The organism is Microcoleus sp. B4-C1 (assembly GCF_036705285.1).
In the GTDB taxonomy this organism is placed as follows: Bacteria; Cyanobacteriota; Cyanobacteriia; order Cyanobacteriales; family Microcoleaceae; genus Microcoleus.
This window is the reverse complement of the sequence record NZ_JAUBUC010000016.1, coordinates 54,700-78,832: the sequence shown is the minus strand read 5'-3', so window position 1 is coordinate 78,832 and position 24,133 is coordinate 54,700. Positions and strand designations below refer to the sequence as shown.

Sequence of the window (24,133 nt, the reverse complement as noted above, 5' to 3'; positions counted from 1 at the left end):
GTTTTATCTTGAAAAGGCGAAATAAATAATTTGGGCATGACGCAGATGGCAAGCTATTAACTAAACAGCAAATAGCTACTTTTTTGGCTCATCCCAATCTCGATAAAATTCTGGATTCCTTGGTAACAAAAAAGTACCTGCAAGGGAACATAGCAATTCTCCTTTTCGGAAACTCCTTTTAATATAGAAATCCTTGCAGGAGTCGTAAATTTTTTACCCCACCCCAACCCTCCCCTTACCAAGGGGAGGGAGTAAGAAATTCACAAATGATTTAGGATTGCTATATAACCTTAAGTAAGGTGCGCCATCAGCACGCTAATTTTGGGCGGGCTGGATGCCCGCCCCACAAGAAACGAAACAGCTTTACGATTAAGTAAGGTGGACAATGCCCACCCTACGAATTAATCCAATTAGCTTTGGGCTACAGGTTCCTTAGCCAAAAACTTCTCTAATTCCGTCAAAGCATCGGCATCAACCTTAGTCTGCATGGGACAGAATTTAGGGCCGCACATCGAACAGAATTCAGCAGTTTTGTAGATATCCGCTGGCAAAGTTTCGTCGTGATATTCCTTTGCCCGTTCTGGATCTAATGACAGCTCAAATTGACGGTTCCAATCGAAATTGTAACGCGCTTTCGAGAGTTCATCATCGCGATCGCGCGCACCCGGACGGCCCCGTGCAATATCTGCAGCGTGAGCCGCGATTTTGTAAGCAATCAGCCCGTTTCGGACATCCTCAGCATTCGGCAATCCTAAGTGTTCCTTCGGTGTCACGTAACACAGCATTGCAGTACCGTACCAACCAGCCATCGCTGCCCCAATTGCTGAGGTAATGTGGTCGTATCCAGGCGCAATATCTGTCACCAACGGCCCTAAAACATAGAAGGGTGCTTCGGAACATTCCTCCATTTGTTTCTTGACATTAAACTCAATTTGATCCATCGGAACGTGGCCTGGGCCTTCCACCATTACCTGCACATCATGTTCCCAAGCTTTGCGAGTTAATTGTCCCAAAGTTTTGAGTTCAGCTAATTGAGCCTCGTCAGAAGCATCGTGAGTGCAACCGGGACGCAGAGAATCTCCCAAACTAAACGAAACATCATATTTTTTGAAGATTTCAATGATGTCGTTAAAGTGAGTGTAGAGGGGATTTTGTTTGTGGTGATGCAGCATCCACCGCGCCAAAATGCCGCCGCCGCGAGAGACGATTCCAGTCAGCCGATTTTTTACCAACGGCAAATGCTCGATCAGAATTCCGGCGTGAATTGTTTGGTAATCAACACCTTGTTGAGCGTGTTTGTCAATGATGTGAAGAAAGTCATTGGGGGTCAGACTTTCCATATTACCATGAACGCTTTCTAGTGCTTGGTAAATGGGTACAGTACCGATCGGCACCGGTGAAGCTTTGATAATCGTAGTGCGAATTTCATCCAAATTGCCGCCGCCAGTGGACAAGTCCATCACGGTATCAGCGCCGTATTTCACTGCTAGTTTAAGCTTGTCAACTTCTTCTTCCATATTGGAAGAGTTGGGAGATGCACCGATATTAGCATTGACTTTGCATTTAGAGGCAATGCCGATCGCCATCGGTTCTAAATTCGTGTGATTGATGTTAGCCGGAATAATCATCCGTCCACGCGCTACTTCGGCGCGGATCAGTTCTGGCGGGAGATTTTCTCGCTTAGCAACAAAGTGCATTTCCTCAGTAATTACACCTTGGCGGGCGTAGTGCATTTGAGATACATTGGTGTGCCCGCTACGCTTAGCGATCCATTCGGTACGCATATCTTATGTCCTTGATAAACAGCTTCCCTCCGCTGGTATTACCCAGACTCAGGTTCTAAGGGTGTTTTCTCAGCCCGGATATTCGGGCACCCCTAGCTAAGCTGTTGATTGTATCACCGATTTCTATGCGCGACGGCAGCAACTAAGGAAATCTTAATATTGAGAGATAGATGAGGGGAGCGATCGGTCTATAATATCTAATAACTCAGGCAGAAAGGAGGCTACAAGATGAATACATTTGAGTCAAACAGCGAGACATCTCCCCCAAAGCATCTAGCAGATGAGGAACAGGAAAACGATATTCAGGATAGCGGGGAAGATGATAGCGGGGAAGATGAGGAGGACATTATTCCCTCCAGATTTTCCATAGCAGTTTCTCGAATTGATTTTGATGTAGCGGGTCTAGTTAGACGCCTGGAAAGCGAAGACGTATTTATTCCCGACTTCCAGCGTGCTTATGTCTGGAAACCAAAACAAGCATCGCGTTTTATAGAATCACTCTTGCTTGGTCTGCCAGTTCCCGGCATATTTCTAGCAAAAGAGCGAGAAACAAAAAAACTGCTGGTGATTGATGGTCAGCAAAGATTACGTAGCCTTTTATATTTCTATCAAGGCAAGTTTCTCAACAGTAGGCACTCGTTTGCTCTGAAAGGGGTTCATACAGAATTTGAGAAGGAGACATATAAATCACTGAAAGACGCATACCGACGCCAGTTAGATGACTCGGTTGTATCGGCTACAGTTGTCGAGCCACTTTATGCAAACGACGAGAGTAGTATTTACTATATCTTTGAAAGGCTGAATACCGGAGGTACTATCCTTAAACCGCAGGAAATTCGTGCTTGCATCTATCACGGCGAACTCAATAATTTGCTAAGGCAACTAAATAAAAACCCAGCGTGGCGTCAGATATTTGGCCTCCCAGACAAAAACGGGAAAGATCAAGAACTTATTTTACGATTCCTGGCTTTTTACTTCGAGGGAAACGATTATAAGCCTTCTCTAAAAGAATTTCTTAATCAATACATGAGGCAAAATAGGCACCTAGCCCGCCAATCAGAAGAACAAATAATAAACGCATTTATCCCAACAATTGAATTGCTCCATAAAGGTCTTGGCAACAAAGCTTTTAAACCTCAAAAATTATTGATACCTACTTACTTTGAAGCTGTAATGGTAGTTACTGCCCGCAGGTTAGAACAAGGCCAAATTAATAATCTTGAACAACTGGGAGAACGCTATAAATCACTTACAGAAGATAATAACTTTAGTGGAGTAGCTCAAAAAGTACGCAATCTTACTAGCCTAGAGAATGTTATGAAGAGGTTAGAAATTGCGTCCTATTATTTGGCAAATTTGGAATAGTAAGTATTGCATAAAAGTAGCGTTAATTATGATTAGAGATTCCTGTGTTTCAGCTCTAACCTGTCGCTATCAATTAGCCACAAATTCTATATAAGTGCAATACAGCACTTGATTACCCACCTAATAGAACTTGCGCTGATTTGGGCTGTTAAATATATTGTAAGTTAAGATAGCAGTAGGTTTACGAGTGGCGCGATCGCCCTAACCCAATATAAAATCAACGCTCACTTCCAATTCGGGAAAAGCCAGCGGCGCAACTTGTTGACCGCGCCAAAACTTGAGCATTAAACTATAGCCGTTCGGGCCTGGCTGACGGTAGACTTCCAAACAATTTTCAACTAAATCTACCAGCCAAACTTCTTGAATGAGCGATCGAGCGTAAATCGATACTTTCACATCTCTGTCATAATCAACCGTACTATCTGAAACCTCAACTAACAGCAAAACTTCAGACGGTACTGGATGGGCTGTGGCGTAGTAGTCAGCGCGAGGTTCCAGCAATACAACATCCGGTTGAGGTTCAGTCCGCTCAGTCAACTGGATAGGGTCTTGGACACCCAAAATAGCAAGATTTTTTGGAATTACGCTAAAACTGCGGATCAGTCGCCGCACACAACTTGCGTGACGAGTACCAATTGCAGCCATTTTAACAATCTCTCCTTCTATGAGTTCTACCCGATCGCCCTCCGAGAGAATACCAGCCTCAGTCATCAAATGATATTCTTTTACTGTAAATAACCGTTTTTGAAGCTGAACAGACATATAACTATTCTCCTTGTTTGCAGCTTCCCTAAATTTACCATAAAAAAAAACCGCCCCAAACGCAGCGAAAAAAAAAGGAAAAATTTCGATGACAATCCTTAGACAAAAAGCATTTAAATGCCCGCTATCAAGTCTCGTTAAATACTCGTCAACAACGGGAGGGATGCACCTATAAATTTTGAACAACCGGATTGGGACTGAATTTAATAGTCGTGGACGCATAAATACCAAAGAAACCGGGTTTTTACCAGTTTTAAAGGTCGGGATGCAGTATTTTCGCAAAAAACCCGGTTTCTGACCACCCGTGCGTCCAGGACTATTTAAGTCTCTTTTTCACCCGATTCAATTTTGTCTGTATCCTGCTTTAATTCTGATACAATTGCGCCTCGATCGCGCCAAGCTTCGGCATTTTCGGGTTTGATGGCAATAGCTCGATCGTAAGCTGCCATTGCTTCCTCATAGCGCTTTAATTCTGACAAAGCTGTGCCCAAGTGGTGCCAAGCATCGTAGGAGTCTGGCTTAATAGCAATCGCTTTCTCATAAGCTGCGATCGCTTCTTCATTGCGCTGCAATTTTGCCAATGATTCGCCTTTACCAAACCAAGCTTCGTAACACTCTGAATTAAGGGTAATTGCTGATTCGTAAGAGGCAATTGCTGCTTCGTGCTGCGAGAGTTTCTCGAAAGCTACGCCTCGGTTGTGCCACACTTCAAAATCCTGCGGTTTAAGGGCGATTGCTTTGTCGTAGGATTCGATCGATTCTTGATATCGCTGCAATTTTCCGAGCACAGCAGCTCTATTGTACCAAACTTCGTATTTATCGGATCGGATGCCGATCGCCCGATCGTAAGAATCAATAGCATCGCTGTAGCGGAGCAGTCTCCACAGCATATTGCCTCGATTGTACCAAGTTTCGTATCTCTTCGGATTGAGTTCAAGAGCGCGATCGTAAGAATCGACTGCTGCTGCGTGCTGCTGTACTTTGCCCAGCATCGCACCTCGGTTGTGCCAAATTTCGCTGTCGGTTGCTTTGATAGCGAGGGCGCGATCGTAACTGGCGATCGCTTCTTCGTAATGCTGCAATTGACCCAACAAAGCCGCTATACTGTGCCAACAAGCGTATTTTCGGGATTCGCTCGAACTTGCTCGCTCGTAACAGACGATCGCCTCTTCGTACTTCTGCAATTTTGCTAGCAAATGCGCTTTATTATACCATGCTTCGTAGTTATCCGGTTTAATAGATATTGATTGGTCGTAACAGGCGAGTGCTTCTTCCGGGCGCTGCAATTTTATTAACACATTTCCGCGCCAATACCAAGCCTCATGCAAAAATTTATTCGCTAAAACAGCTTTTTCCAAACAGACTAATGCTTCATCATAATTGCCTTGAAAATAAAGCCCTTCGGCTTGCTTGATATAATCGTCAGCAATCAAATTTTCGTTGCTAGCCGGCGCTGTTTGCGAATTTTGGGAATTGTTTAAAGCCGGTTGATGTGCGACTTTGAGAGCTTCTTTGGCAACAACTGCGGGAACTTGGGCAATTTCTTGAACAATTTGAGATTTTTTATCGTCAACTTCTCTCAGCAAAACTTGCAGGTGCATAATAAATTGAGATTTGAGAGTCTCAATTTGCTCCACCGAAGATTTGGAAAGTTCAGTTTCTCTAGTTAAAAAATCAATGGATTGTTTAGCTGCACCCATTTGCGCGGCTAATTCATCCCTCAACTTTTGATTCAATTGGCTAGAATTTATGAGTTCTGATTCCAATACACCAATACCCTGCAATCGTTTATTGGCATCAGCCACCAACTGTTTGATTATCAGCCGTCGCATCATCCAAAAAAATGCAATTGTCACCGGTGGAAATACAGTACCAAGAATTAGTAAAATATTGAGCAGAGTTATGGTACTATTAAAACCATATCCAGATTCAGCACTGCCACTAGACGGGGAGATAAAAGCGAAAACCTCGCGAACTTGAGGATTGCTTTCAGCCCCGGTTTCGATTAATTTAGCTAGCCAGGTTTCTTGTAAAGATTTTGTTAGTTCATCGCCGGATGCAGCCGGAGGATTCGCCTTGGTTTTTGCACTAGCAGATACATCCGGTTGAGCGGCCGCTACGAGCAAACCTGTCGGCGATTTTACAGCAATTCGCGGGGAAAATTGTTCGTGAGCGATCGTCTCAGGCTCGCTAATTGACTCAGCCCGACGGGATACGGTAGTATTTGGGGAAAATTGTTCGTGGGCGATCGTCTCAGGCTCGCTAATTGACTCAGCCGGACGCGATTCAGTATTATTTACGGCATCAACAAAGTTGCTAGCCTGCGGTGTCTCAGGAGAAATAGGATGTGCAGCAGGATTGGCGCTAGTATTAGCAGTTAAATTGTGGGATGCGAGGGCAGCCAGAGTCAAGAGAGCTAGATTAGAGACGCGCATAAACGTCAACTCATTTACATTTAGGAGAAATTGGTGCTTGGTTGTCAGCGATCGGGCGATCGACCTCATACTCTCAGCAGTTAGAATAGCTGACTAGAGGAATGCTGACTTACTATCTCCAAAATACGCGCGCAGCCTGACTTTTCAGGAAAACTGCCAATAATTCTGGCTGTGGAACTTTTGTCCAAAAATATATTCTCGCGCCTAATCCGGTTGAAAAACTCTCGGAATCATCATTAGGCTGGTAGGGCGGGCTTCACCAATCTGCACAATTAGCCAAAGATCCGGGTGAACCCGCCCCAAACGATGCGATTTTTAAATCTAAACCTTAGCTAAAACCGCTTCCGGCTGCTGACTTTGTGCCGCCACTTCCTCTAAATCAGCACCGAAAATTTCACAGCTATTATTCGGACTTTCAATCAGCTTAATCTTGTGCAACTCGGCGCCCAATTCCCGAATGGGCGATCGCAATAATTGCCCGATCCGAACAGCAATATTCTCCGCAGTCGGCACAACATTCTCAAAATAAGCAATATCCTTATTTAAAAAAGTGTGATCGAAAGGTTCAACAACATAATCGTCAATGGCTTTTTGCAAAGCTCCCAAATCAGCAATCATGCCAGTCCGCGCATCAATTTCCCCTTTAACAGTCACCTCTAAATGATAATTGTGACCGTGACCGTTGGGACGAGCACATTTGCCGTAAATTTCCGAGTTTTCTTCAAAGCTCAAATCGGGACGAGCCAACCGATGGGCCGCGCTAAAATGAGTGGACAAAGTTAAATAAGCTTCCATTCCGTTTCCTAAATATTCAGCCCAAAGTTCGGGATGTTCAAACAATTGAATTTTGCTCAGAGGTAAATGAGGGGCTAGCCGCAGCCAAATTTGCCGTGCTATGTTTTCAGTAGTTGGCAGAGTCTGCTCAAATTCCGGCCACGCTTCGTTGAGAAAGGAAAAATCGAGATCCTTGGTAACTTCCCGTTTGATGACGTGCTTGACATCAGACAGGTTGAGCACCATGCCGTACTCGTCGAGTTTTCCTATCATGGAAACGTAAAGGACGTAATTGTGTCCGTGTCCCGGTGCGCGAGCAGTTGGGCCAAACCGTTCAAAGTTCTCGGCTTCGCTTAACTCCGGCAGCCAGTACCGGTGACTCGCCGAAAACTGTGCCCGACGATTGATGATGCACTGCATAAAAGTCAAGTAGGGTAAGTTTGTTAAGTTCTGTAAAGGACTCGCTTCTTAAGGATAAACTAATTTTTGCTGGAATTTTTCGATTATTAGAGGGTGCTGTAAATGAATTTCTACCAATTTTCCAAATATTGGCAACACGTCGCCGATCGAGCCGCCGGGCCCATTTTACACCACAACACAGATATCCGGCCGAAAATACCGCTACAAAATAGTTTTTCGCCATCATTTGCTAACTCATCAGTTACGAGCATTTGAGAAAGTACGCGCGTGCGGATATATCCGGTTCGCGAAGCGTTCCCGAAGGGTAGGGAATCGACCTTTTTGCCACACAGGACACTCCACAGTTGGAGTTTTTCGCCTAAGCTCTGCAATAGTTAGCAGTTTGCGGTTCAGTTGCGCTCAAAACTAATCACCAATTACCCATTACCCAATATTAATGAATTCGATTACTGCACGAGCCGATCGCTTTTTTGAACATTTTTCGGGTGCGATGACAACCCCACTCTTCTATATCGGGGACACTCATCTGTCCATCAGTGCGATCGTCAAACTCATAATCTTAGCTATATTTGCCTTGATTATAGCTAAGATTATTAGTGAAGGAATCAAGCGCAGTTTGCTAGTTCGGATGGGATTGGATCGCGGCAGTCGAGAAGCAATTTCCACTATAATTAGCTATATTTTAGCAACCCTTGGCTGTATATTTGTCCTGCAAGGTGCCGGCCTCAACCTCACTTCTCTCACCGTCTTAGCTGGGGTTGTCGGTATTGGTTTCGGCTTCGGCTTGCAAAATCTAGCCAGCAACTTTATCAGCGGTCTCACCCTGCTATTTGAACACCAAATTAGAGTCGGAGATTTTATTGAAATAGACAATTTATTAGGAACAGTAGAAACTATTTCAATCCGCTCTACAATTATCAAAACAATTGACGGACTATTTGTGATTATACCAAATATTAAATTTGTCGAAACTAACATTATTAACTGGAGTTACAGAGACCCCAGATGTCGCCTCCACATCCCCGTCGGCGTTGCTTACGGATCTGACCCAGTAATAGTTACGGAAGCACTATTAATTGCGGCGCGGATGGAATCGAATGTCTTGTCCCATCCTTCTCCTAAAGTATGGTTTCGCGGTTTTGGAGATAACGCTTTAAATTTTGAACTTTTAGTTTGGATTGACCAGCCACAGGAAAGCGATGCTATTAAAAGTGCAGTAAATTTTTTAATAGATTACGAGTTTCGCCACCGAAATATCGAAATCCCTTTTCCACAGCGGGATTTGTGGCTGCGAAATCCGCAAGAGTTAACTCATTTTTTTCACAATAACAAAGACGAGAATTCCAACGGCAAAGTATTTCCGCATAATACCAAATATTCAGCAGATTTAAAATCTAATTCCACACTTTCTGAACCTAAAAATTCCGTACCTAAATCCCCTAATAATTGGACGCTGCGAGATTTGTTGCGGCGAGTAACTTATTTTGAACAGTGTACGGATTTAGAACTGCGGCAGTTAATTGAATATGGCTACCGACAACTGTTTCCAGCGGGACAGGTTGTATGTAAGGAAAATGACCCTGGCGATTCTTTTTATATTATTCTTTCGGGTACTGTAGAAGTTCTTTCTCAAAAAGCAGGTCAGTATATTGCTACGCTTCATGAGGGCGAGTTTTTTGGGGAAATATCTTTGCTGTTGGGTACTCCGAGAACGGCGACTGTTAAAACTAGCGAAGATGCAATTTTGTTTGTGGTGGAACGTCACGATTTGCAAAAACTTTTAAGAGAACAACCCAATTTAGCCGATCAGATTGCTCAAAAATTGTCGGAACGCCAGCAAGCTTTGAGAGACTTGGGATTGTTGGATGGCGACTCTCTGGGACAAACTCCTTTTATTAAAATTCGCAAGCGCATTCAAGTTCTTTTTGGAATTTGAAAGAGGGAAGTTCGGCAACGAGCAATGTACGGGATGTAAAGGATAGAAGGAAGAAGGAAGAGGGAAGTTCGGCAACGGATTTTGTAACGGATGTAACGGATGTAAAGGATAGAAGGAAGAAGGAAGAGGGAAGAGGGAACAATCTGCTTTTATTAAACTTTAATTTTTAATTCCTCCTGCGCTTCCCGCCGCAGTCTAGCGGCAATTCTAAACAGTTCTTGACCGGTGTGCAAGTGGCGATCGTCATAATTGAGGGTAAATAAATACAATTCTTCTATGCCGTCTCCGACTTGATTGATACAGTAGTAGAGATGGGCCGCAACTCCGGCTACATTAGATGGATTAGGCATGGATGTAAAAAAGTTATGAGCTTTTTTGAGAAACTCGCGGCTGGTTTCGATATAAAGTTGAAACTTTTCTATCAGTTCGTCATCAAACGGATCTGCTGACAATTCGTCTATTTCCTTTTTAAGTGGTTTCAAGATGCTGTTCAGCATTCTATTGACGGGTTTGTATACTTTAATCAGCCACTGTTCCATTAGTTCATCCGCCTCCCTTGCTGTTTGTTTTTGCTGGCGGCTGACGTTTGGTGCGCTGGGTGATTGCTGTTCGGTTTGCTCGGAAAGTTGGCGATCGTAAGATTGTCTGTGCTGGGGGTCTCCTAATATTTCATAGGCTGCATTGAGGCGGACAATCTCTTCGTGACCCGCTATGTCGCTGCGGCTGTCTGGATGAAATAATTTGACTAAACGGCGGTATGCTTGTTTAATCTCGGCTTGTGTTGCGGTTGGGCTAATTTTTAGGGTTTTGTAGTGATTGATAACGGAAGACACGCTGTTATTTCCTTGAAATCTAGATAATCGGGTAAAAAGTGCTTGACAAAAATATCATTTTTTGCTAAATTTTTAAGTATTTATCTGATATAAATGTCAAAAATTGTCAGTAAAAAACCTCAGTTTTCAACTTATCATAAATCTATTTTAGAAAAACATTGAGGCTTTTGAGGGGGCAAATCGATCGACCTTGGGAACTCATATAGCGCTGCTCCCGCCAACAGTTAGCTCCTTCTTTTCTTTTCTCTTCCTTCGCCACAATAGCGGTCAGCGCCCGCTTCGCTAACACGCCGAAAGCGGTTCAAAAAAAAGCGCCTTCAGAAATTCGGCATCATTGGCGATCGAGAAAGCTACAATCTATCGCCATTCTTTAATCTACTCAAAAGCCAAGCAGAGCGTACAGTCTACGCCCTGCTCTCTATTTCTGCGACTTGGGCCGGAGGCTAGCCTAGTTAAGGGCCATCGCCAGATTGAGTTCTGGATCTTGGAACAAAGGAGTGCTGAGATAGCGTTCGCCGAAGCTAGGCTGAATCATCACAATCAATTTCCCTGCATTTTCGGGACGCTTGCCGACTTTCACCGCCGCACATAGTGCCGCACCGCTGGAAATACCCGACAAAAGTCCTTCTTCTCTGGCTAATCGACGGCCATAGGCGATCGCCTCGTCATCGGTAACAACTATAATTTCGTCGATCGAATCCACATTCAGCACCGGCGGCACAAAACCAGCACCGATACCTTGAATTTTGTGAGGCCCAGGCTTTCCGCCCGACAGTATCTGACTGTTGGCCGGCTCAACTGCGATCGCCTTAAACTCGGGTTTCCGGGACTTAATCACCTCCGAGATACCCGTAATCGTACCGCCAGTCCCAACCCCAGAAATCAGGAAATCCACTTCGCCGTCTGTATCTTCCCAAATTTCCTCAGCCGTTGTCGAACGGTGAACCTGGGGGTTCGCTGGATTCCGAAACTGCTGCAACATATAGGCATTGGGAGTTTTGTCCACAATCTCTTGAGCGCGACGGATGCAGCCGCTCATGCCCTCAATTCCGGGAGTCAGTTCTAGTTGGGCCCCGTAAGCGCGCAACATCGATCGGCGTTCCGTGCTCATCGTATCCGGCATGGTCAAAATCAACTGGTAGCCCTTAGCCGCCGCCACCATTGCTAAAGCAATTCCGGTATTGCCAGAAGTCGGTTCTACCAAAACCGTTTTTCCCGGAGCAATCAGCCCTTCGGCCTCGGCTTGATTGACCATATTCACACCGATCCGGTCTTTCACCGATGCTGCCGGATTCATGCCTTCGAGTTTTACCACAATCCGAGCCACGCAGCCTTCGGCTTGGGGAATGCGGTTGAGTTGCACCAAGGGCGTCCGCCCTACCAATTCTGTAATGTCGCCAGCAATACGCATAATCTTTGTCAGTTTGTGGTTGAAAGTAAATGTTAATTCCTAGTTGGCAATATTTTAACTAGATGTAATACATGATATCGAGCTGCCGTCTGCCATTGCGCTTTTCGCACAGATCCTGTAGCGTATATTTTTGCAAAACTGAGTTGGCAATCGATCGAGCTTCTTGCCAAACTTCCCAAATCACCGCACTTTCTACAGTTTGAGCGGGCGAGTCTTTTTCAGAGCGATCGAACTCTGAGCCTTCGAGACAGTTGATAATTTCTAGGAGTGTAATTTTCCACGGTTCCCTCGCCAAGATATAACCTCCCTTAGCTCCTCGCTGGCTACGAATCAGCCCGCAGCGTCTCATGGTAGCCAGCAACTGCTCTAAATATCGATCGGGAATATTTTGCTGAGCCGCTATCTGGCGAATTTGCAGAGGCTCGCCTTCATCGTAGCAATCGGCAAGCTCCAGCAAAGCTAAGATTGCGTATTCGCTTTTACAGGAGAGTTCTACCATAATTGCTTCCAATACCAGAATTATCAACTCCGAAGTCAGATTTTAAAATTCTCCTCAATGTTGAGTTCCAAATTCTAACTCCTAACTTTACTTTTTATTATACCCCGGTTTTCCACTGAACTTAATCGACTTTCATCACTTGATCGTTGGAACGCGATCGGCAATCTGAACCCAACAAACCCAGTTTCTCGTTTTGGCTCCCTCCGCTTCCACCACAGCCTTACCTCAAGAAACCTGGTTGTCTGCCTCTATGACTGATAATTTTTAATTTTTAATATATTCTTGGCGCCCCCTTCCGGCCGCAAACAAAAAAGCCCTGCGCTAGGCAGGGCTAAACTTGGCCTTTAGAGTGGCCAGCAGAGAGGTTATGTTATAACCTCCCTGCCTCCTCTAACCCGCTCTTAGAACGTGAAAGTAGTTCTCAGAGTACCAATGATGATGTCATCATTACGGTCATCTTGATTAGGATTTGTCACCCAAATCACGCCCGGAGTAACAGAAATGTTGTCCGAGAGCTGAAACTTGTAGAACCCTTCAACGTGATAGGAATCATCGTTGCGGAAGCTCCGCAAACTGCTTGCAGCTTCAAGTTTATCCAAGTAAGGCTCACGACCTACCACGAACCCTAGCAAGTTGCCTTCTTTCCCTAAATCAGGCAAAGCCAAGGTAACAGCGTAGTTCCAGATTCTCGCATCGCCGATGCCGATAATGCGGGCATTGGTTAAACCAGCCCAGCCACCAAGGATAAACCTCGGGCTCAGCCGCAACGAAGCCTGAGCACCGTAGGAGTTGCTGACAACTTTGCGAGCATTGAAGCCGTCAAAGCCTTCGCTCAAACCGTTGAGAGAATTAGCCACGCCGGTACCGGTGAAACCGCCGAGACTGCCTGGCCCATTCGATAAAGCATTGTCAAACCCAAAGTTACCTCTGCTAAAGTAACCGTGGTTGTAGTTGAATGCAACTTGCAAGTTGCGTCCGGGGGTAAAAGTCAACTGACCCATCGCCGCGTAGTCGCCGTTCGTCAAGCCTGCACCCCTAGCCGGACTGGCTGCATTTGACGCCAAATAACCGAAGGACAGAGAAGTCGGGCCGAACACGCCGCCCAGCAAGCCCCTGCCACCGAAGGCATAGTCAAAGCCGATACCTGCGCCACCGCCCAAACGATAAATCGGGTTCCGCTGCCCAAAGGTGCTCAATGACCCGTTACCGCCGTCAAAGTCTTCAAAATAAGGGTTGACAGTCGGCATAATGTCGTCCCAAACGCCAGCGTTAGCTATCAGGCTAACGTTCAGTCGCTGACCGACGGGGAACTTGTACAGCAAGGTGTCGAGGGCAACAACGTTGTCGGTTCTGCCGACAAAATTCCAAGTTTGAGTGCCTTCGCTGGTAGCCCCAAGGTTAAATCTTTGACCGTTGCCGACTTGAAGCCTGGTCAGCAGCAAGTCTCTGCCGGTGAAGCTAGTGTTTAAATTGAGACGCACCCGTTGTTGGAAGACAGCTTCGTTATTGTTGCTGCCGATTCTTTCGCCGTCTCTGCCAAAAACGCTAACGTCGCTACTAAAGTCGTCGCTGAGAGCAAAAATTGCTTCCCCAGTCAGCTTTGTAGTGGTGGAGAATTGGTTGGCTTCGAGTTCGGCTGTCCGAGATTCCAAAGCATCGACGCGACCGCGCAGGGTTGCCAGTTCCGCTGCAAATTCTTCTTGGAGCCGTTGGAGGGCTGCCAAGTCATCTCTCGTAGCGAAGTTGCCAGTGCCACCTCTAATTAGCTCGCTTACCTTGTCTAAGCAAGCATTTAAACCGGCTGCGAATTCGTAGCGAGTCATGGCCCGGTTGCCGCGGAAAGTTCCGTCGGGATAACCGGCAATACAGCCGTAGCGCTCGACTAGGGATTGCAGTGCTTGGAATGCCCAGTCTGTGGGCCGCACGTCGGAGAGTTGGGAAACAGAGGTAACTTGACCTTGAGTTTCGCCCCCGGCAGCACCTTCGCTGCTGTACTCGTTGAGCTGTTCTAATGTGGCGGCTGGGTTTTGCTCTTGTGGTGCGACAGTTTGAGCTAAAGATTCAGCCGGTTGTGGCAAACTTTGTTCTGCCGACTCTGCCACTGCCGGGGCTGGAGTTTCTAATTGAACTGCACCGATTTGCTCTGGGAGAGCGGTAGCTGCCGGGGCTGGAATTTCTAGTTGGGCTGCCGGGGCAGAATTTTCTACTGGTTGAGCTACTGTTTGCTCAACTGCGGCTAAAGATTCACTTGTAGGTTGTGATGCCGCTTGGGGTTCTACCTCAGCAGGGGCTGTGTTGGCTCCGACGATCGCACTTTCAGTTGTAGGCGTGGCCAAATCTGCCATCGCTGCCTGGGTTTCGCTGCCAGCGACTTGGGAAATTTCTTCTACTGGCTCGGAGGCTGCAGTTGTTTCGGAAACAGCAGCTAAAGCATTTAGTTTCGCTTCGGAGGTTTCAGCGGTTTCTGCAGTTGTTTCGGAAACAGCAGCTAAAGCATTTAGTTTCGCTTCGGAGGTTTCAGCGGTTTCTGCTTTGGCTGCAGCGGGATTGAGCGCATCAGCAGCCTGCTGAGCGTCTGCTGCCATCGCGCTCGAAGAAACTACTAGGGTAGCTCCTAAGACTGCTGGGCTGATTAGTAAGTAACTCCACAAAAATTTCGACATATTCACTCTCATCCTCACACCGATTACAGAGAAACTTTTCTAGTCTTCTATGTGGTCAGTCGTTGCTCAACTAGCATACTCTAAAAAGAGACCTAAAATTCACTTTTTCTTTTGATTCTTTTGGGCTGACTGAGTATATAGATGTGACTGACGGCTGCAGAAAGCCTGTTTTTAAACCTTTACTCAACGGCGTCAAAACCATGCCATGATTGGGCTGTGGATTGATTTGACGGATGACACTAGACAGCACCCGATTGCCTATTTACTTTTTAGCACAGCACGCCCGACTCGTCTAGGCTGATTCGACTTTAACATCCAAGCTGTGTCCCAGAACGCTAAAGACTTGGCGGTGATCGAACAATTCTAACAAATCAGCGTTGATTTTATTGTGAGCTGCTTCTTGCCGCAAAATTTTCATCGCTGCCTCTGTTCGCAGAGCTCGCTTGTAGGGGCGATCGCCTGCTGTCAGGGCGTCGTAAATATCCGCGATCGTCATCAATTGTGCTTGAATTGGAATTTCTGACTTGTTTAAACCTCGCGGATAGCCTGTGCCGTCGAGTTTTTCGTGATGTCCGTAGGCAATGTCTGGAACATTTTTTAAATCTTTTGTCCAAGGAATTTGTTTCAGAAACTCGTAAGTGTGAGTTACGTGAAATTCTATTGCCGAGCGTTCTTCCGGCGTCAGGTTGCCCCTCGACACCATCAGTTGCAATATCTCGTCTGGGTTCAGCAGGGGTTTCTTTGCCCCATCGATATCTCTGTAAGTTTGTCGAGAAATCTCTCGCAGTTGAGCTAGGGGTTCTGCTGCCAAAATGTGAGGCTCGTTTGCCTCTAGCAGCACTTCCCAGTATTCTGCTAATCTGGTTTTCGCCTCTGCTAGCTTAGTGTCTAGCTGTTCGATTTGCTGGCAGTGAGCGCACTCTGGCTCCTGGATCTGGTGTTTTCGGTAGGCTGAATGCTCCAGCAAGTATTTATATTTAGACTGGACGCATTCCATTTCCAGCGTCCGTTGAGCTAAGCCAAAGCGGTGGCGAATGATTTCTAGCTGTGCGGGGTAGAGCTTTTTCTGTTTGGTCAAAACTGCTTCGGGCACTCCTATTTTGCCAAAATCGTGCAGCAGGGCGGCGTAGCGAAGTTCTTGAATTTGGCGGTTGTTAAAGTAAATAGAGCGCAGTCGTCCGCTGCTGACGGTGTTTACTTCTTCTGACAGGCGTACTGTCAGGGCTGCTACTCGTTCTGAATGGCCGTAGGTACAGGGGTCTCTGGCTTCTATGACTTGCACCGAGGCTTTGACGAAGCCCTCGAACAAGTGTTCTATGCTGTCTTGGAGTTGATTGCGCTCGATCGAGATTGCTGCTTGAGAAGCGAGCGATCGAACTATCCTTTCTTCCCACTCGGAATACTGCTGCGTCGATTCCCAGGCATTGTCTGCTGTCAGCACCGTATCTGGCTTTGTTTTGCGGTTGATCAGTTGCAGTACACCTATTGTCTCCCCCTGTCGGTTTTGCATCGGCAGTACCATTACCGAGCAAGTGCGGTAATCAATATCCCTGTCAAAACTGCTATCTAGCCGATAGGGTACGCCGGGGGGTAAGTCGTAGGCATCAGACAGGTTCAAACTTTGACCTGTTATTGCCACGTATCCCGCCAAGCTTTTGTCTGTCAGTGGCAGAGCAAACTCTTTAAACGACAGGCTGGGTTTAGAAGCGTTTTGGGCTACCTTGAACAGCAGCTTAGGTGTTTCGTCGCTGTGATCTACTAAGTAAACGCTGCCAGCATCGCTGTAGGTAATTTCCCTACTTTTGGATAAAATTAAGTTTAACAAGTCGCCCAAATCTTGGGCGCTCGACAGAGCAGCGCCAATATCTAAAAGCTTTTCTATCAGATCGGTTTTTTCGGCTGCAGCAGACTCGTTCTTGAACTCTGGCTTTTCAAATACGATCATGGTCGGATGATGGGGAATAGCCTGTTATACATTGAACGTTGGGCCTCTCGACTTTTTCACACCCGATTTTAACCCCAAGTCGATTTTTTATTTGCGAGCTTTTCTCTAGCGGGGACTCTTGTTGGGTCAACTGGCACTCTTTTAATCTAGCGCAGAAATCTCTTGGGCTAGCGCAAAGTCTTTCTCAGTTAAGCCTCCGGCATCGTGGGTTGTTAAGTTAACTGTAACTTTGTTGTAGGAGATTTCTATGTCGGGGTGATGTCCTGCGGCTTCTGAGGGGGCGACCAACTTATTTACAAAGGCGATCGCTTCGATAAAATCTTTAAATAAACGGGTAGAGCGCAGTTGTTTACCTTCAATTGTCCAGCCTGACAATTGACTGACGCGATCTTGAATTTCAGTATTATTAATTAGCTCAGCCATATTTTTTTTTCTTTGGGATTAGCAATGGCAGATTAACTGCCAACGTTTAGAAACCCTGACCAAAAACTATCCGCTCTCACCAATAGCGTTTAGTCTCAAGTTTTAATACTTAAGATTTAACACTATTTGAGGTGAGAGCGGTCTAGCGGGTCTTCAGATTAGAACCTGACTGCCGGGAGAATCCCTAGCTCAGCCTGGTTCCCCGTGGAAGTCGTTTCCCGTTGGAGACGACGGCTGACTGCTAGTGAGCGGCCCCGGCGCACAGCCGGTAGTTTCCAATCTGATGACCCATGCGTTTACTACTTTCTATCATGGGCATCACCTCCAGGTTTAGCTAAATGGCTTTATATTGGAACGCACATCACCTAAATACAAGATTTAAGGTGATGATTTGTGCGCTAGCCATTGCCAGCGTGACCAGAAGAACTTGCGTTCTGAGTATCGTTCTAGTATTCACAATTATTAGAATAACACAAGGAATTAGAAGTGGGGGATGCAAATTGAGATTTTTGCAAGATCGGGGGAATTTACTGCTGCTGCAAGCTCTTTGATCGATCTCTACAGCAAGCGGGCGATCGTAGTTTCAGCCATGTGCCGATATGTTGTTCTTCAGAATCCGGGCTGTGCGGTTATCAGGTGCATGGCCACTCTGGGGGCTGGGAAAGGTCGATCGATTTCTTGCCAGATGGAGAGTTCACCATATATAGACACGAGTTGTTCTAGCTACAGGCAGAGTTGGTTTTTGTACAAAATCAACTTTTTTTAGGGCGCTAATTCGATCGAATCCTGCAAACAAAAAGCTCCCGCCACCAGGCAGGAGCTTTTTAAGCATTAAGGGTAAAGCCTAAAGTGCTTTATCTTACCCTTTTAAAAAGTTGGAATTTTTGATATTTCGCGCTGATTACAGTGCGTTACCGCGAGGCAGAACTTCTTCAGGGAAGATGAAGTTTTCGTGAGGTTGGTCTGTCGGAGCCATCCAAGCACGAATGCCTTCGTTAAGCAGAATGTTCTTAGTGTAGAACGTTTCAAACTCAGGATCTTCAGCAGCGCGTAATTCTTGTGATACGAAGTCATAGGCGCGCAGGTTTAATGCTAAACCGACAATGCCAATGGAGCTCATCCACAAGCCTGTGACAGGTACGAACAGCATGAAGAAGTGCAACCAGCGTTTGTTGGAGAAGGCAATTCCGAAGATTTGCGACCAAAAGCGGTTGGCTGTAACCATCGAGTAGGTTTCTTCTGACTGAGTTGGGTTGAAGGCGCGGAAGGTGTTTGAGCCTTCGCCGTCTTCAAACAAGGTGTTTTCTACGGTTGCACCGTGGATGGCGCACAACAGCGCACCGCCCAAGATGCCTGCAACGCCCATCATGTGGAAGGGGTTGAGCGTCCAGTTGTGGAAGCCTTGCAGGAATAGCAAAAAGCGGAAAATTGCTGCTACGCCGAAACTGGGGGCGAAGAACCAGCCTGATTGACCCAAGGGGTAAAGCAGGAACACCGAAACAAACACGGCGATGGGGCCGGTGAATGCTAGGGCGTTGTAGGGACGGATGCCGACTAAACGGGCGATTTCAATCTGACGCAGGCAAAAGCCGATCAGTGCGAAGGCGCCGTGGAGGGCGACGAATGTCCACAGCCCACCGAGTTGGAACCAGCGGGTGAAGTCCCACTGTGCTTCGGGGCCCCAGAGGAACAGCAGGGAGTGTCCGAGGCTGTTGGCTGGGGTGGAGACTGCTACGGTGAGGAAGTTGGCTCCTTCGAGGTAGGAGCTTGCCAAACCGTGGGTGTACCAGGATGTGACGAAGGTGGTGCCTGTTAACCAGCCACCGATGGCTAGGTAAGCGCAGGGGAATAGCAGGATGCCAGACCAGCCTACGAAGACGAAGCGATCGCGTTTGAGCCAGTCGTCGAGTACATCAAAGATGCCTCTTTCGGTCTGGGCGCGTCCGACTGCGATTGTCATTTACGCAAATCTCCAAATGGATATAATTACAACGGATCTGTCTCTAGTCACAACTTCCCACCTCATAGCTCTGCTGTAGCATAAAATGAGTGGAGTGTGAATATAATTTACGTTTCTTTACCGCTGATGATGATTATAAAGGGAAATCTTTACAATAGCAAGAGCGAATTTTAAGTTTTGAGTAAGTTGGTAGTTCTGACGGGCAAGGCAATAGATCAACTGGGTTTCGGAGCGATCGGCCGATCGCTCAAAGCAGGAAAATGATTGAGCAAGCGGGTTTCTCTCTCAATCGAGTATGAGAGAATCTGGGTTTCTGATCTCAGGACAATTGCTCAAAGCCGGAAAATGATTGAGCAAGCGGGTTTCTCTCTCAATCGAGTAGGAGAGAATCCGGGTTTCTGAGCGATCGGGCAATTGCTGAGCATGAAAATGATTGAGCAACCGCTGGTTAAAAACTAGAGATTGCTAGCGATCGACATTTTGAGTGAATTTAGCACCCAGATGCTAAACGGCAAGCCCCCTATTCCCTCAACCTAGTGGGGAATTACTTTTTTGACATACTCCCCTGCCTAAAGGCGAGAGGATTCTTAACACTTCATCGACCAATGCTACCGAAGTAGTCTTACGAGCGCCTCCATGTTCATTTTAAGTCGTGGCAATGCCCTATCCCGACTATATGTATCGTTTTGTTTAAAAAACATTAACAATACTTTGTTTTGCTTCCAGGTTGGATTTTAACCATTGCCCTTGGGTCTTTCCCTATTACTGGATCAGTCCCGGTTTCAACTCAAGATGAGTATATATCGCTGCAATCTTAGGTGGGGATTTCAACCAATTAAACTATAGCATAAAGCCGTCCTTTTAGGACGGGGCTTGCATCCCATTTTCTCTGTCAATCAAAATCCGCCTCAATGATTTAACAAAAATGTTGTCTTGGCTGTCATATTCGGTAAAGAACTGCTTACGATTGGGCGTTTTACGATTTGGCGTTTGCGGTGGCTTTACCTGTAATCATTTTAGGTTAAATCCTATAGATTTAACTAGGTTTATCACAAACGGTTACGAACCCGCAAGACTTAGGAACTGTCACAAGCGCTTTAGGGTGGCCTAGCCCCACAGCATCACCCACCAACTAAACGATAAACATCGGAACATCTGGACTTTTTAGTTGCCAAATTAAATAATTTGACAGCTTACTCGACAGCACCTAAAGCTTTTAGCAAGGATTTTTGCCCTTGAGTTAAACCTGTAACGCCCTTGATATTCATGCCTTCATAAATTCTTGAATGGGAGAGATTTTTTCCATATTTCTGCATTTCAACCGTTGAAAATTCAATCGTTTGTTCGCGGTCATCTCTAACTAAATTATGACTATTTTCTCTGGGTCTACTAAAAACCGATTTGGCTAAATTAGATCCAGAAAAGTTGACTTGGTACAGATTAACACCCCTCATATCTGCTTGCCAAATAGTGATATCAGAAAAATCAGCGCCCGTTAAATCTAGTTGAAGTTGACATAATAAATTGAAGATATTACCAGCCCCATATCCGGGTGCTACACCCTGCTCTGCTAATTTGATTAAAATGTAATTTAGTTTTTCGGCTAACTTTTCGGTGGTGTTGTAGGTAACTAGGAGTCGGGAAATTAAAGGCGTAACAATGGCGCTAATTTGATTTTTCCTGACCGACTCTTCGGCTGTAGCTTTAATCAGAGCATAGTTTTGAAGAAAAGGAAACAAGGAACAAGAGGATGTAGAACTATTGCATTCTTCTCTAGTAATTTCTTGGTAGAGTTGCTCAATTATTTTTTCTGTGATATAATCTCTGATTAATGGCTGCTGAGTGAAGCCAAAAATACTTTTTTCCGGGACTTGAATTGCGGCTTTTTCAATGAGAGAGCGCCACTGGAGAGATTCTAAGCTTTCTAATAATTCTGCGTGGAAAACGGGCGGGACGATATCATTTAGAAGTTCTGTAGGCAAAACTGGTTCTCGGTTAATGGCTAACCAGTAAATAATTTGTTTCTCTATCGGAGATAAGCGATTAAATTGTTCATCTAACCAAAGGCGAATGCCATTAAAAATAGTTTCTTCTTGTTCTAAGAAATCTCGAATATTTCCCGCAAATAAATCTTGTATGGAACTCGCTGCTATTTTTAAAGCTATAGGATTACCTTGGTAGCATTTTATTAGTTCCGCTTCTTCAGCAGCGGTTCCTATTAAAGACTTAAGTTTGAGGATTTCCTTGGCTGCGACTGGTGCTAAACCTTGCAGTTGCAAGAATCGGACGGGTAAAGTTGCTCCGGTTAAAGATGCAATTTCTCTCGCTTTTTCTCTGCTGACAATTAACACGCAACTTTGGTGATTGGTTTCAGCAATTTGTCTCAGAAGTTGGCTGTAGTTAGAGAATCCCTCGCGGTAAGTACCTGCATAGCTACCACTCTGGAAAAGGAAGTCTAAATCATCAAGGATAATCAGACACCGATGTTCCTGTAAATACTTGATGAGAAGAGAGATACGTTCGCCTACAACCTGGGTTAAATCGGTATTTTGCTCGTTTGAAAAAAATTGGATAAGTTTAGCTAATTCTTCTGGTAAAGGTGAACTATTCCGAAGGCTTTTCCAGACGACAAATTCAAATTCACTTTGAATTTCTTTGGCTAACTTTACCGATAAAGCAGTTTTACCAATGCCCTCCATACCTATAATGGTAATTAAGCGGCAACGATCTTGTAAAATCCAATGTTTAAGAGTAGCTAATTCTTGGCTACGCCCGTAGAAAATAGAAACGTCGATCGCCTCTGATAAATTGTGGTGGGTTTTTGTTACTAAGGAAGGATTTGGGAAGGCGATCGCTTGTTCCTCTGGATAACGTTTTAAGCCCAAAGCTTCCCAAAGGTGACAATTAGCCCAACAATCGGGCAAATGGGGTGATGTTGTTGTCGGTGTTTTATCTGGAGACGGGCGTGTACATGATTCAAGGATTGAGTGAATATTGCGTTTTGTGACTTGAGTTCCCAATGCCAAAGAAATTGTTCGCCATAATTGGGAACCGATATCTTTTAAGTAGTCGGCATCGTATCCTGATGTATCCGCCATGTTTTGATAAGACTTTCCTTGCCAAGATTGGCGGAATACTAGGTCTTGAACGTCGTTTAAGTGGCCTGGTTTGAGTAGGGTGTCTAAAATGGCTAAGGCTTCTTCGAGAGTCATTAGCTGTAAGTGTAAAACAGTGACTAAGTAATTACTCTTATAGACTATCACTTTTTCTAACTATTGTTACTTCTTTTTACTTTATTTATCAAATCTTCATATAAACTTCTGGCCTTTTCTGACTTTTTCCCACTGTGGAGGTTGAGGTGAGAAGGTTATTGTGTGTTTATAAAATGATTTTCGCAGGAACAAGAAGAAAATTGCAAACTGTGAGGTCAAGATGCGTCTATTTCAGAGAGGTACAGTCATGATTAATCGAAAAATATTTGTATTAGCTTCTGTGGGCTTATTCGGTTCTTTATTACCCTTATTTGACCTTCCGAATAGAGCCTTAGCCGGGTGTGGTTTTCTTGATATTACTTGTAATCCCCGTCAGTGGGACTCTCCAACGAAGACTATACGAAACAACATTAATCCTCCAATGCCACAAAGAAGGAGTGAAATTTATGAGAGTTTTACCCTCATCAATCAAAGTAATGAACCTCTGTCTGTTGCCTATGGAGAGTATATTCCTATGAGAAGTTCTTCAGGGGGTGGAAGCACATCTAGCCTTGCAGTAATGACCCACCCTTATTGGGTTTCTAAAGGCTGGTGGTCTGTTAATCCAGGTGAATCCAAGGTTGTCTACGAAACACAAACCAAGGGAAAGAGCATCTACATACGGATAACCTCAAAAAGTGGGGTTAAGGTTCCAGCTCAGTTTGAGCGTATAGCTGAATTTTGTGTTTCTAATCAGGCGTATAGCTCTCAAACAGAAGAGGCGGAACCACACTCCAGATTTTCTTTGACAATTGATGGTCAATCTAAACGAGGATCTTCATGCGAACAGATAGGGGGGCATTTGGAAAGCTTTTGGCAGATGAAAGCTCATACAAATTTCACCATTAACCAATAGATGTAAAATGACATAAAATCTTTCCTGATTTAAAACAAGTTTGAGGCTTTGATTGGGTGAGGTAATTTATACAAGTGTTGACATCATCCAATTATATTTTTGGCATCTATTTGGTCCCAAAGATCGGGGTGACAGAACATTTCTGCTTCAACCTTTATCCGATTTCCAGACGAGAAGCAGAAATTGGTATGGCGATCGTTACCAACCTCAAATAACTCGAAATCCTCAACCGTCAATGAAGGTTGAGGTTAATTTATTGAGGGCTATCTTGCATTTTTTTACACTGGTCATCAATTAGACTATTTATTCCTTTCAATCCAGTTTTGAATTTCGTCCAACACTAGAGAGTCTATTTGTTTTTCTTCAATGCTCCCACTCCCTAAATAGATATTTTTGTTAGATACAAGGGTGAGATAGACCGAAAATGTTGAAATCATTCCATATTCACTCCCTGAAGATGACTCTATGATCGTGAAGTTCAAGAAATTATCAATACTCTGATTAATTTTATGTTTTCTGACTGGACTTTCTTGAAACACTTCAATTTGATTGGTTTTAAAATTGAAAGTACATAATGAAGACCGAATTGTATAACCAACCGTATAAAAGCCATAACCGACGGCTCCCAACAGGAGACATATTGAAAATAAATTGCCACCAATATCAGAGAGCCACATCGGCAACAATAAAAGGAAGAACCCTAAAATTAATACAACCATTATGACGATGAAGCTCACTGAAAATTTGCCTTTTTTTCCAACTTTAAAGGAAATTCGCTCGGAATTTTTTTCCAAGATTTTGACGACACACATTTTT

17 protein-coding genes and 1 riboswitch are annotated in these 24,133 nt (G+C 45.0%); of the genes, 4 read left to right on the top strand and 13 right to left on the bottom strand.

What is annotated here, in order from left to right; genetic code table 11:
* Positions 1-410: 410 nt before the first annotated feature.
* Positions 411-1,784, bottom strand: coding sequence for a phosphomethylpyrimidine synthase ThiC (thiC, locus tag QUB26_RS09325; RefSeq protein ID WP_333317651.1), 1,374 nt, complete (start codon positions 1,782-1,784; stop codon positions 411-413).
* A 7-nt stretch (positions 1,785-1,791) separates the two neighbouring features.
* Positions 1,792-1,888, bottom strand: a riboswitch (TPP riboswitch).
* Positions 1,889-2,012: 124 nt separating this feature from the next.
* On the opposite strand from thiC, the gene QUB26_RS09320 reads away from it, so the two are divergent.
* Complete coding sequence (locus tag QUB26_RS09320; RefSeq protein ID WP_333317649.1) at positions 2,013-3,149, top strand: DUF262 domain-containing protein; 1,137 nt, start codon at positions 2,013-2,015, stop codon at positions 3,147-3,149.
* A gap of 201 nt (positions 3,150-3,350) precedes the next feature.
* On the opposite strand, the gene QUB26_RS09315 is transcribed toward QUB26_RS09320, so the two are convergent.
* From QUB26_RS09315 to QUB26_RS09305, 3 genes are all read right to left on the bottom strand, one after another.
* On the bottom strand, positions 3,351-3,911 hold the full coding sequence (locus QUB26_RS09315; protein WP_333317647.1) for a Uma2 family endonuclease: 561 nt from the start codon (positions 3,909-3,911) through the stop codon (positions 3,351-3,353).
* A gap of 320 nt (positions 3,912-4,231) precedes the next feature.
* Complete coding sequence (locus tag QUB26_RS09310; RefSeq protein WP_333317645.1) at positions 4,232-6,415, bottom strand: tetratricopeptide repeat protein; 2,184 nt, start codon at positions 6,413-6,415, stop codon at positions 4,232-4,234.
* A gap of 252 nt (positions 6,416-6,667) precedes the next feature.
* Positions 6,668-7,540 carry a 6-carboxytetrahydropterin synthase gene (locus QUB26_RS09305; RefSeq protein ID WP_333317642.1) on the bottom strand — a complete coding sequence of 291 codons (873 nt, stop codon included), beginning with the start codon at positions 7,538-7,540 and terminating at the stop codon, positions 6,668-6,670.
* Positions 7,541-7,642: 102 nt separating this feature from the next.
* Here QUB26_RS09305 and QUB26_RS09300 point away from each other — a divergent pair, with 102 nt between their 5' ends.
* A complete protein-coding gene (locus QUB26_RS09300) occupies positions 7,643-7,795 on the top strand; it encodes a hypothetical protein (protein WP_333317641.1) in 153 nt (50 codons plus the stop codon).
* Between the two features lie 181 nt (positions 7,796-7,976).
* Positions 7,977-9,476, top strand: coding sequence for a cyclic nucleotide-binding domain-containing protein (locus tag QUB26_RS09295; protein ID WP_333244540.1), 1,500 nt, complete (start codon positions 7,977-7,979; stop codon positions 9,474-9,476).
* Between the two features lie 152 nt (positions 9,477-9,628).
* Here QUB26_RS09295 and QUB26_RS09290 read toward each other — a convergent pair whose 3' ends face one another.
* From QUB26_RS09290 to QUB26_RS09255, 8 genes are all read right to left on the bottom strand, one after another.
* Complete coding sequence (locus QUB26_RS09290; protein ID WP_333244543.1) at positions 9,629-10,309, bottom strand: J domain-containing protein; 681 nt, start codon at positions 10,307-10,309, stop codon at positions 9,629-9,631.
* A 448-nt stretch (positions 10,310-10,757) separates the two neighbouring features.
* Entirely contained in the window at positions 10,758-11,720 is a 963-nt protein-coding gene (gene cysK, locus QUB26_RS09285) for a cysteine synthase A (protein ID WP_333244546.1), read from the bottom strand.
* Between the two features lie 58 nt (positions 11,721-11,778).
* Complete coding sequence (locus tag QUB26_RS09280; protein ID WP_015176708.1) at positions 11,779-12,219, bottom strand: RrF2 family transcriptional regulator; 441 nt, start codon at positions 12,217-12,219, stop codon at positions 11,779-11,781.
* 401 nt (positions 12,220-12,620) lie between these two features.
* A complete protein-coding gene (locus QUB26_RS09275; protein ID WP_333244550.1) occupies positions 12,621-14,882 on the bottom strand; it encodes an iron uptake porin in 2,262 nt (753 codons plus the stop codon).
* Between the two features lie 292 nt (positions 14,883-15,174).
* Positions 15,175-16,827 carry an HD domain-containing phosphohydrolase gene (locus QUB26_RS09270; protein WP_333244553.1) on the bottom strand — a complete coding sequence of 551 codons (1,653 nt, stop codon included), beginning with the start codon at positions 16,825-16,827 and terminating at the stop codon, positions 15,175-15,177.
* Positions 16,828-16,968: 141 nt separating this feature from the next.
* Positions 16,969-17,250 carry a 4a-hydroxytetrahydrobiopterin dehydratase gene (locus QUB26_RS09265; protein ID WP_333055205.1) on the bottom strand — a complete coding sequence of 94 codons (282 nt, stop codon included), beginning with the start codon at positions 17,248-17,250 and terminating at the stop codon, positions 16,969-16,971.
* A 901-nt stretch (positions 17,251-18,151) separates the two neighbouring features.
* Entirely contained in the window at positions 18,152-19,210 is a 1,059-nt protein-coding gene (psbD, locus tag QUB26_RS09260) for a photosystem II D2 protein (photosystem q(a) protein) (protein WP_333055206.1), read from the bottom strand.
* 1,193 nt (positions 19,211-20,403) lie between these two features.
* Complete coding sequence (locus tag QUB26_RS09255; protein ID WP_333244801.1) at positions 20,404-22,422, bottom strand: NB-ARC domain-containing protein; 2,019 nt, start codon at positions 22,420-22,422, stop codon at positions 20,404-20,406.
* Positions 22,423-22,669: 247 nt separating this feature from the next.
* On the opposite strand from QUB26_RS09255, the gene QUB26_RS09250 reads away from it, so the two are divergent.
* Positions 22,670-23,317 (top strand): DUF1036 domain-containing protein, encoded by a 648-nt coding sequence (locus QUB26_RS09250; RefSeq protein WP_333244798.1) that lies wholly within the window; start codon positions 22,670-22,672, stop codon positions 23,315-23,317.
* A 299-nt stretch (positions 23,318-23,616) separates the two neighbouring features.
* On the opposite strand, the gene QUB26_RS09245 is transcribed toward QUB26_RS09250, so the two are convergent.
* A complete protein-coding gene (locus QUB26_RS09245; protein ID WP_333244796.1) occupies positions 23,617-24,129 on the bottom strand; it encodes a hypothetical protein in 513 nt (170 codons plus the stop codon).
* Between the last annotated feature and the right edge of the window lie 4 nt (positions 24,130-24,133).